We start from the raw sequence: 8,991 nt of genomic DNA, 5'->3' as shown, positions 1-8,991 counted from the left end.
GATCAAGCCTGGCCCGCCGCCTTCTGCGCGGCCGGTGAGCGCACAAAGCCATAGCGCTTTTCCAGCAGCACGCTGGCCACCTCGGTCGGCTCAGGCAGCAGGCCCTGCTCCAGCGCCTGCGACACATCCAACACATCCTGTGTATGCACGATGCCCAGACCCTGGCCGGTGTGCAGATAGACGGCACCTTGTTCATCGGCCAGCACCGCCTGCACCTGCGCAGGGGCCAGTACCGCGCCGGTATGGGCATGCAGATGCAGGGTCTCGTCGCGCCACTGCGCGCGCCAGACCCAGGGGGTCGCCTCCAGCTCCACAAACACCTGCTGCGGGCCATTCTGGAAATACCAGCAGCCCTGGGCATCGGCCAGGTAGTTGCGCGCAATGAACTGCGCGAGCTTGTCATGCTCCACCCGCGATCCCTTGGCGCCTGGCAGGCCGCTGGTAAACGTCCCGGCGGCCTGCGCCTGTGCATCACGCAGCCACCAGTTGCCGCGCGCGTCCAGCGCCAGCCAGCCCCAGCAGGCGGGCACGTTTGGCCATTTGGCCATGGCTTGTTTCACGATATCGTCCATCCGCGCATCGTACTGCATGCCCCACCGCCCGCCATGCCAGCGCCTGGGCCGCCTCACCGTCAATAATCGCTGACAATGGACCGCTGCCAGATGGGTAACAATGGCGGCTCTGAAATGGCAAGGAGCCCTCATGAACGCATGGAAAAGATTTCTGGTGGTGGCAACGGCGGCGCTGGCACTGACGGGCTGCGGCTACAACGATTTCCAACGTTTGGACGAAGAGTCAACAGCCGCCTGGAGCGAGGTGTTGAGCCAGTATCAGCGCCGTGCGGATCTGGTGCCCAACATCGTGGCCTCCGTCAAGGGTGAGGCCAACTTCGAGCAAGACACGTTGACCAAGGTGATCGAGGCGCGGGCCAAGGCCACCTCGATCCAGGCGACGCCCGAGCTGGTGAACAACCCCGAGGCTTTCAACAAGTTCCAGCAGGCCCAGGGCGAGCTGTCCAGCGCGCTGTCGCGCCTGATGGTGGTGTCGGAGCGCTACCCCGAGCTCAAGGCCAACCAGGCTTTCCGCGATCTGCGCGTGACCCTGGAGGGCACGGAAAACCGCATCGCCGTGGCGCGTGACCGTTATATCGGCACCGTCAAGGCCTACAACATCAAGGCCCGCCAGTTCCCGACCAACTTGACCGCCAAGGTCTTTGGCTACCAGCCCAAGGCCAATTTCACGGTGCAGAACGAGGCCCAGATCTCCCAGCCGCCTACCGTGGACTTCTCGTCTGAGCGGAAGTAAGCGCATGGCGTCGATGCCCGCCTGGCGCCCCCGGCTGGCCTGGCTGCTGGCCCTGGTGGCGGCCCTGTTGCTGCCCTGGTTCAGCACGCCGGCACGGGCTGCCGTGCAGCCGGTGCCAGCGCTCAGCGCCCATGTGATCGACCAGACTGCCACGTTGAGCGCGCAGGAGCAGGCTCAGCTGGAAGCCCAGCTCACGGCGCTGGAGCGTGATACCGGCGCGCAGGTGGTGGTGCTGATGGTCGTCAGCACCAGTCCCGAAGACATTGCTGCCTATGCGCACCGTGTGGCCAGCACCTGGATGATTGGCCGCAAGGACGTGGGCGATGGCCTGCTGGTGCTGGTGGCCAAGGACGACCGGCGCATGCGCATCGAGGTCGCCAAAACCCTGGAAGGCGCAATCCCCGATCTGCGCGCCGCGCGCATCATTGACGAGACGATGAAGCCGGCCTTCCAGGCTGGCAAGTTTGCCGTGGGCATTGGCGACAGCGTGGCCCAGATCAGCGCGCTGATCAAGGGCGAGGCGCTGCCGCCACCCCGCACCACCGCCCCAAGCCGCAACCAGGCGTCATCGGCCTTGCCCGATGACCCGGCGCAGCTGCTGCTGTTCTTCTTCATCTTCGTGATGGTGGGCGGCAGCGTGTTGCGCAGCATGCTGGGCCGTGCGCTGGGCTCGCTCGCCACCGGTGGTGCCGCAGGCCTGGTAGCGGCATGGCTGACATCGAGCGTGCTGCTGGGCATTGGCGCTGGCGTTGCCGCCCTCTTTGTGGTGCTGTTGGCCGGCACGATGCGCGGAGGCAGCTCGATTGGCGGGGGTGGCGGAGGCTTTGGCGGCGGAGGCGGCTTTGGCGGGGGTGGATTTGGTGGCGGCGGCGGTGGGGGCGGCGGATTCAGCTCCGGCGGCGGCGGCAATTTTGGGGGCGGTGGCGCCTCGGGGAGTTGGTGATGGGCCATTGGTTGCAACGCTGGGGCAGGCAACTGCGCCACCGCTTTCTGGAGCGCGATGCCTCCCATGCCTTGCCTGACGACGCCCGGCAGCGCCTGGCCCATGCCATCGCGGCCTCGGAGGCCAGGCACAGCGGCCAGATCCGCGTCTATGTGGAAAGTGCCCTGCCCTGGAGCTACATCCGCCGCGATGCGCCAGCGCGCGAGCGCGCGGTGATGCAGTTTGGCAAGCAGCGCGTCTGGGATACCGAGCACAACAATGGCGTGCTCATCTACCTGCTGCTGACCGACCATGCGATCGAGATCGTTGCCGACCGCGCGGTATCGCGCTGCGTGAGCGGCCCGCAATGGCAGGCGATGGTCGACAGCCTGGCCGCTGACCTGCGCAGCGGACAGTATGAAAAAGCCCTGCTGGCGGCCATCGGCCAGGTATCGCGCCATCTGGAGCAGCAGTTTCCGCGCGGCGCCGCGCCTACAGCGCCAGACAATGAACTGGATGACCAGCCGTTGATCGGCTGAGCACGGCGCACGAGGGGCGAATTTCGGCCTCCCCGCCCGATCAGGCAGCGGATATAAATGATAATGCGTAATCAATATCATTTGATGCGCATTTCATCGCCCATCTCGTCCGCCTGCTTCCATGTCCTCCGACGCCCCCATCCTCCCCCGCAGCCCTGCTGCCTTGCCGGGCGCCAGCCGCCTGCAATCCATCGACGCGCTGCGCGGCCTGGTCATCCTCTTCATGCTGATCGACCATGTGCGCGAGACCTTCTACCTGCACCACCAGGTGCCGGACCCGATGGATGTCTCCGCCACCGCGCCGGAGCTGTTCTTCAGCCGCTTGCTCGCCCACCTGTGCGCACCGGTGTTTGTGCTGCTCACGGGCCTGTCGGCTTTTTTGTACGGCAGCAAGTACGAAGATGGGCGCGCTGCGGCTTCGGGCTTTCTCTTTAAGCGCGGGCTGTTTCTGGTGCTGCTGGAAGTGACCGTGGTCAACTTTGCCTGGACCTTCCAGTTCCCGCCCACCAAGATCTTCTTGCAGGTGATCTGGGCCATTGGCCTGTCGATGCTGATGCTGTCGGCATTGGTGTGGCTGCCCCGGCGCGTGATCATTCCGCTGGGCCTGCTGCTCGTCGCCGGCCACAACCTGCTCGACCACCTGCACTTTGCGCCCGACCATGCGTTGCACACGCTCTGGGCCGTGCTGCATGACCGGGGCTGGATCGATGTGAGCAGCAGCCTGCGCCTGCGCACCTCCTACCCGCTGCTGCCCTGGATTGGCGTGATTGCGCTGGGCTATGCGATGGGCCCGTGGTTTGCCAAGGGTGCCGATGCGCTGCAGCGCCAGCGCCGCCTGCTGACCTGGGGCCTGGGCCTGCTGGTGGGCTTTGTGCTGCTGCGTGCCGCCAATGTATATGGCGACAAGCCTTGGGCGGTGGGCGACTCGCTGATGGTCAGCCTGATGGGCTTTTTGAACATCACCAAGTACCCGCCCTCGCTGCTGTTTCTGGCGCTGACCCTGGGCATCGGCCTGCTCCTGCTGCGCGCTTTCGAGCGCCGGCCACAGATGCGCTGGCTGGCACCGCTAACCGTGTTTGGCGCCGTGCCCATGTTCTTCTATGTGCTGCACCTCTATGTGCTCAAGTTCCTCTACCTGGGCGCGCAGGCGATCTGGGGCAACAACCAGGGGGAGGTATTTGGCTTTGATGCGATCTGGATGGTGTGGATCACCACGGTGGCCATGGGTTTTGCGCTGTACCCGGCGGTAAAGGCCTTTGCCGCCTTCAAGGCCCGCAGGCGCGATATCACCTGGCTCAAGTACCTCTAAGAACCTGTTCAAAGCCGTTTTTTACGCGGCCTCAGGCTGCAGGCCCTGCACCGCTGAGGCAGTCCTTGCACTGGCCGTACAAGGTGATCTCATGGTCCTCGACCAGAAAGCCCGGCGGCGCCATGCCCTTGAGATCGCCCGGGCAGGCGGGGATATCAAACACCCGGCGGCAGCTGTTGCACTGGAAGTGGTGGTGGTGGTCATGCGTGGCCGGCTCGTAGAGCGGCAGGCCACCGGGCAAGGTCACCACGCGCAGCAGGCCTTCTTCCGTCATTGACTTGAGGTTGCGGTAGACGGTGGCAATGCCCAGCGCCGGCAGCGCCGCACCCGCAATCTCCAGCACCTCTTGGGGGGAGAGAGGACGGCCTTGCGATGCAAAGGCATCGGCGATGGCGGCGCGCTGGCGGGTAGGACGTTGCATGGTCTGACAGGGGCGTTCTGGGGAACGGCTAAGGCAATCGAGGGTGCGCCCATCATAGCCGCTCAGGCCGCCGCCTGCAGGCAGCGCCGGCGGGCTGGCGCTCCCCTACCGTGCGCGTCAGAAAATCTGCAAGGGCATCTCGGCCAGCAGGCGCACCTGGTTCACATTCAGCTCGCCCTGGGTTTGGTTGGCCCGGTGCACGCCATAGCGCAGCTGCAGCGCCAGCCCCTTGGCCTGGCCCTGCTGCACGGTGTAGCGCAGCAGCATGTCGCGCTCCCAGTGGCGACCGCCACTGCCGGTGGCGCCCAGGTAGTTGGTATACACGCTGCCGGCACGGCTGTAGTCAATGCCCGAGCCGCGTGTATAGGCCACGCCAGCGCGCAGGCCCGGTGTCAGCCACTGGCCCAGATCGGCCTCGTACTTGAGCTGCCACGAGGCCTCGTGCGGCGCATTGAAGTCCGACAGCTGCATCGCGTTTTCCAACCAGATGGAGCCCCGGTTCACATAGTCGAACGGCGTGTCGCCATCCACCTTCTGGTAGCCCAGGCCCAACTGGTGCATGCCGGCCGAATAGGTGGCCATCAGGCTCCAGGTCAGGTTGTCGACCTTGCCGGCCTTGGCGGCACCGGTGTCTTGGTTGCGGTACAGGTTCAGGCTCAGCGAGAGGCTTTGCTTATCGGCCAGCGCCTTTTTGTAGAAGCCGCCCAGGTACCAGGTATTCCAGACATCCTCGTATTGGCCCATATAGCTCGACAGGCTCAGCCCGCTCCAGGGCGTGGCCCAGCTGCCGCCGGCAAAGCTGAAGGCATCGCCTTGCACACCCGCGTAATTGGCCAGCAGCGGCTGGCCATTCTTGCGCGCATTGCGGTCGGCCCAGCCGGTAAAGCGGCCGGCCTGCAGGCTCAGCTGCGGAATATCGTTGCTGCTGATCAGCCAGCCCCGGTTGGTCTCGGGCAGCAGGCGGGTGTCGGACGAGTGAAAGATCGGGTTCTTGGTGCGCATCTCGCCCACTTTCAGCTCGGTGGACGACCAGCGCAGCTTGAGTGCGGCACCGGCGCGGCCAAAGCTGTCCTGGAGGTCGCTGCCGTCCTTGGCGATATAGCGCGGATTGCTGCGCACCTTGTCCGCCTCCGAGCCCAGGTTGATGCCGCCATAGGCATGTGCATCCAGCCCCAGGCCGATCAGCCCCTGCGTGTAGCCCGAGCTGAAGTTCAGCATCAGTCCATAGGCGGCTTCGGCGGCCTTGTCCGAACGCGCGCCGCCGGACACCACGCGGGTGCTGTCGCCACGCCGGTAATCCAGCTGCTCATACACCATGCGGTTGACCATGCCCAGGCTCGCGCCCTCGACCAGGCCCTTGGCCTCGTCCTGCGCGCCCGCCTGCGCATGGCCTGCGGCCACGGCCAACACCGCCAGGCCGCCGCTGCGCGCCATCCATTTGAAATAGGTCATTGTCTTGTGTCGCTGAAAATTGCGGTGGCCGTTCAGCCGTGGCGCCCAGGCGCGGCTGACGATAGCCGTGAAGTGATGCTGCGCGCGCTTTGGTACCTCCGCGGACAGCGGCGTGCCGGACAGCGGCGTATCGCCCACCTTGTACCAGGATGCCGGCCCGCCGTAGCAAGCCATCCAGCACCGGCATAAAAAAACCACCGCATGCGGTGGTTTTTTCTGTGGCAGTTGCGCAGACAGCGGATCAGCGCTTCTTGCGGTATTTTTGCAGGGCGGCAATCTGGGCTGCCATGACGGACAGCTCGGATTGGGCCTTGGCCAGGTCAAGCTCGCCCTTGGCGTTCTTGAGGGCTTCTTCGGCCTTTTGCTTGGCTTCAACCGCTTTTTGCTCGTCCAGGTCCTTGCCGCGCACAGCGGTGTCGGACAGCACGGTCACGCAGTCGGGTTGCACTTCGAGAATGCCACCAGCCACGAAGATGAACTCTTCGCCGCCGTCGGCCTTCTCAATGCGCACCGAACCCGGCTTGATGCGGGTGATCAACGGCGTGTGGCGGGCGTAGATACCGAGTTCGCCCATTTCACCAGGCAAAGCCACAAAGCGGGCTTCGCCGGAGAAGATGGATTCTTCAGCACTGACCACATCAACGTGGAAGGTGTTCATCTTGGATCCTCAGAGTGAAAAAGAAACTAGTTCGCGAGAAGGGCTGCGTGCTGCAGCCCGTTCTGCAAAGCTTAGATCTTCTTCGCCTTCTCGATGGCTTCGTCGATCGTGCCAACCATGTAGAAGGCTTGCTCGGGCAGGTGGTCGCACTCGCCGTTGACGATCATCTTGAAGCCGCGGATGGTTTCCGACAGCGGCACGTACTTGCCTGGAGCGCCCGTGAACACTTCAGCAACGTGGAAAGGCTGCGACAGGAAACGCTGGATCTTACGAGCGCGGGCCACGACGAGCTTGTCTTCGGGAGCCAGTTCGTCCATACCCAGAATCGCAATGATGTCGCGCAGTTCGGTGTAGCGCTGCAGGGTACCCTGCACTTGGCGGGCTACCGAGTAGTGCTCTTCACCCACCACTTGGGGGTCCAGCTGGCGGCTGGTCGACGCCAGGGGGTCCACCGCAGGGTAGATACCCAGCGAAGCGATGTCACGCGACAGCGCCACGGTGGAGTCCAAGTGAGCGAAGGTCGTTGCTGGCGATGGATCGGTGTAATCGTCCGCTGGCACGTACACGGCCTGGATCGAGGTGATCGAACCCACCTTGGTCGAGGTGATACGCTCTTGCAGACGGCCCATTTCTTCGGCCAGCGTAGGCTGGTAGCCCACCGCCGATGGCATACGGCCCAGCAGTGCGGACACTTCGGTACCGGCCAGCGTGTAGCGGTAGATGTTGTCCACGAAGAACAGCACGTCCTTGCCTTCGTCACGGAACGCTTCAGCCATGGTCAGGCCGGTCAGCGCCACGCGCAGACGGTTTCCTGGTGGCTCGTTCATCTGGCCGTACACCATGGCAACCTTCGAGTCGTTCAGCGACTCCTGGTTCACCACACCGGCGTCCGACATTTCGTGGTAGAAGTCGTTACCTTCACGGGTACGCTCACCCACGCCGGCGAACACGGACAGACCGCTGTGCGCCTTGGCGATGTTGTTGATGAGCTCCATCATGTTCACGGTCTTGCCCACACCGGCACCACCGAACAGACCGACCTTACCGCCCTTGGCGAAAGGGCACACCAGGTCAATCACCTTGATGCCGGTTTCCAGCAGTTCCTGTGCAGGGGCCAGCTCGTCATAAGCGGGGGCCTTGCGGTGGATGGAAGCGGTCAGCGCCTGGTCCACAGGACCACGTTCGTCGATGGGGTTACCCAGCACGTCCATGATGCGGCCAAGGGTTGCCTTGCCCACGGGCACGGTGATCGCCTTGCCGGTGTTGGTGACCATCAGGCCACGCTTGAGACCGTCCGACGAGCCCAGCGCAATGGTACGCACCACGCCGTCGCCCAGCTGCTGCTGCACTTCCAGCGTCAGGGCAGTGCCTTCGAGCTTCAGTGCGTCATACACGTTAGGCACGCTGCCGTGGGGGAACTCAACGTCCACCACCGCACCGATACATTGAACAATCTTGCCTTGTACTTGAGCCATTTGTTGCTCCAATATTGATTTCAGTCGAGCTGTATTACACAGCCGCGGCGCCTGCGACGATTTCCGACAACTCGGTCGTAATCGCAGCCTGACGCGTCTTGTTGTAGATCAGCTTCAACTCGTTGATGACGTTGCCGGCGTTGTCGGTGGCGGCCTTCATGGCCACCATGCGTGCAGACTGCTCGGAAGCCATGTTGTCTGCAACGGCCGAATAGATCAGCGATTCCGCATAACGCACGAGCAGCTCGTCGATCACACTTTGCGCATCGGGCTCGTAGATATAGTCCCAGCCGTGGGATGCAGCCGGTGCCGAGCCCTGGATCGCATCTTGCGACAGGGGCAGCAACTGCTCCACAACCGAGTCCTGCTTCATCGTATTGATGAACTTGGTGTAGCACAAATAGACCGCGCTCAGCTTGCCCTCAGCGTACTGGTCGAGCAAAACCTTGGCCGGGCCGATCAGCGCATCCAGATGCGGCGTATCGCCCAGGGCGGTAGCGTTGGCCACCACCTTGACACCCACGCGCGTCAGAAAGCCCAGACCCTTGCTGCCAATGGCCACGGCTTCCGTGCTGACACCAGCGGATTGCAGTTCCTTGAGCTTGTTCGTCACGGCACGCAGCACATTGGTGTTCATGCCGCCGCACAGGCCCTTGTCAGTCGTCACCACGATCACGCCCACCTTCTTGACGTCATTCGACACCATGAAGGGGTGAACATATTCGGGGTTTGCCTGGCTCAGGTGAGCTGCAATTGCGCGAATCTTTTCGCTGTATGGACGGGCTGCCTGCATCCGCTCCTGCGCCTTGCGCATTTTGGATGCGGCAACCATTTCCATGGCCTTGGTGATCTTCTTGGTGTTTTCCACCGATTTGATCTTGCCGCGTATTTCCTTGCCTGCTGCCATGAT

Annotated in this window: 10 protein-coding genes; 4 read left to right on the top strand and 6 right to left on the bottom strand. The window is 63.5% G+C overall.

Going from position 1 to position 8,991, the window contains the following annotated elements:
- Positions 1–2: 2 nt before the first annotated feature.
- Positions 3–572, bottom strand: coding sequence for a DUF2946 family protein (locus tag MJ205_RS21740; protein ID WP_239810334.1), 570 nt, complete (start codon positions 570–572; stop codon positions 3–5).
- A 130-nt stretch (positions 573–702) separates the two neighbouring features.
- On the opposite strand from MJ205_RS21740, the gene MJ205_RS21735 reads away from it, so the two are divergent.
- From MJ205_RS21735 to MJ205_RS21720, 4 genes are all read left to right on the top strand, one after another.
- Positions 703–1,305: a LemA family protein gene (locus MJ205_RS21735; RefSeq protein WP_239810333.1), complete on the top strand. Its 603-nt coding sequence runs from the start codon at positions 703–705 to the stop codon at positions 1,303–1,305.
- A 4-nt stretch (positions 1,306–1,309) separates the two neighbouring features.
- A complete protein-coding gene (locus MJ205_RS21730; protein ID WP_239810332.1) occupies positions 1,310–2,248 on the top strand; it encodes a TPM domain-containing protein in 939 nt (312 codons plus the stop codon).
- Positions 2,248–2,766, top strand: coding sequence for a TPM domain-containing protein (locus MJ205_RS21725; RefSeq protein ID WP_239810331.1), 519 nt, complete (start codon positions 2,248–2,250; stop codon positions 2,764–2,766). The genes MJ205_RS21730 and MJ205_RS21725 overlap by 1 nt, the downstream gene beginning before the upstream one ends.
- A 121-nt stretch (positions 2,767–2,887) precedes the next feature.
- Positions 2,888–4,075, top strand: coding sequence for a DUF1624 domain-containing protein (locus tag MJ205_RS21720; protein ID WP_239810330.1), 1,188 nt, complete (start codon positions 2,888–2,890; stop codon positions 4,073–4,075).
- 31 nt (positions 4,076–4,106) lie between these two features.
- Here the strand turns inward: MJ205_RS21720 and MJ205_RS21715 are convergent, their stop codons facing one another.
- The 5 genes from MJ205_RS21715 to atpG all read right to left on the bottom strand — a co-directional run bounded on the left by MJ205_RS21715 (position 4,107) and on the right by atpG (position 8,988).
- Entirely contained in the window at positions 4,107–4,496 is a 390-nt protein-coding gene (locus MJ205_RS21715) for a Fur family transcriptional regulator (RefSeq protein WP_239810329.1), read from the bottom strand.
- 117 nt (positions 4,497–4,613) lie between these two features.
- On the bottom strand, positions 4,614–5,948 hold the full coding sequence (locus tag MJ205_RS21710) for an OprD family outer membrane porin (protein ID WP_239810328.1): 1,335 nt from the start codon (positions 5,946–5,948) through the stop codon (positions 4,614–4,616).
- Between the two features lie 241 nt (positions 5,949–6,189).
- Positions 6,190–6,606, bottom strand: coding sequence for a F0F1 ATP synthase subunit epsilon (locus tag MJ205_RS21705; protein ID WP_021025621.1), 417 nt, complete (start codon positions 6,604–6,606; stop codon positions 6,190–6,192).
- Between the two features lie 71 nt (positions 6,607–6,677).
- Positions 6,678–8,081 (bottom strand): F0F1 ATP synthase subunit beta, encoded by a 1,404-nt coding sequence (gene atpD, locus MJ205_RS21700; RefSeq protein ID WP_239810327.1) that lies wholly within the window; start codon positions 8,079–8,081, stop codon positions 6,678–6,680.
- A 34-nt stretch (positions 8,082–8,115) separates the two neighbouring features.
- Entirely contained in the window at positions 8,116–8,988 is an 873-nt protein-coding gene (gene atpG / locus MJ205_RS21695; protein WP_239810326.1) for a F0F1 ATP synthase subunit gamma, read from the bottom strand.
- Between the last annotated feature and the right edge of the window lie 3 nt (positions 8,989–8,991).

The sequence above is a fragment of the Comamonas sp. B21-038 genome (assembly GCF_022387135.1).
GTDB lineage: Bacteria > Pseudomonadota > Gammaproteobacteria > Burkholderiales > Burkholderiaceae_C > Comamonas > Comamonas sediminis.
This window is presented reverse-complemented; position numbering and strand designations above follow the sequence as displayed.

What these genes read in the sequence shown, in the direction of transcription:
- MJ205_RS21710 (WP_239810328.1), bottom strand. Translation starts at nt 5,948, where the DNA reads ATGACCTATTTCAAATGGATGGCGCGCAGCGGCGGCCTGGCGGTGTTG.
- MJ205_RS21725 (WP_239810331.1), top strand. Translation starts at nt 2,248, where the DNA reads ATGGGCCATTGGTTGCAACGCTGGGGCAGGCAACTGCGCCACCGCTTT.
- MJ205_RS21705 (WP_021025621.1), bottom strand. Translation starts at nt 6,606, where the DNA reads ATGAACACCTTCCACGTTGATGTGGTCAGTGCTGAAGAATCCATCTTC.
- MJ205_RS21730 (WP_239810332.1), top strand. Translation starts at nt 1,310, where the DNA reads ATGGCGTCGATGCCCGCCTGGCGCCCCCGGCTGGCCTGGCTGCTGGCC.
- MJ205_RS21720 (WP_239810330.1), top strand. Translation starts at nt 2,888, where the DNA reads ATGTCCTCCGACGCCCCCATCCTCCCCCGCAGCCCTGCTGCCTTGCCG.
- MJ205_RS21715 (WP_239810329.1), bottom strand. Translation starts at nt 4,496, where the DNA reads ATGCAACGTCCTACCCGCCAGCGCGCCGCCATCGCCGATGCCTTTGCA.
- MJ205_RS21740 (WP_239810334.1), bottom strand. Translation starts at nt 572, where the DNA reads ATGGACGATATCGTGAAACAAGCCATGGCCAAATGGCCAAACGTGCCC.
- MJ205_RS21735 (WP_239810333.1), top strand. Translation starts at nt 703, where the DNA reads ATGAACGCATGGAAAAGATTTCTGGTGGTGGCAACGGCGGCGCTGGCA.
- atpD (WP_239810327.1), bottom strand. Translation starts at nt 8,081, where the DNA reads ATGGCTCAAGTACAAGGCAAGATTGTTCAATGTATCGGTGCGGTGGTG.
- atpG (WP_239810326.1), bottom strand. Translation starts at nt 8,988, where the DNA reads ATGGCAGCAGGCAAGGAAATACGCGGCAAGATCAAATCGGTGGAAAAC.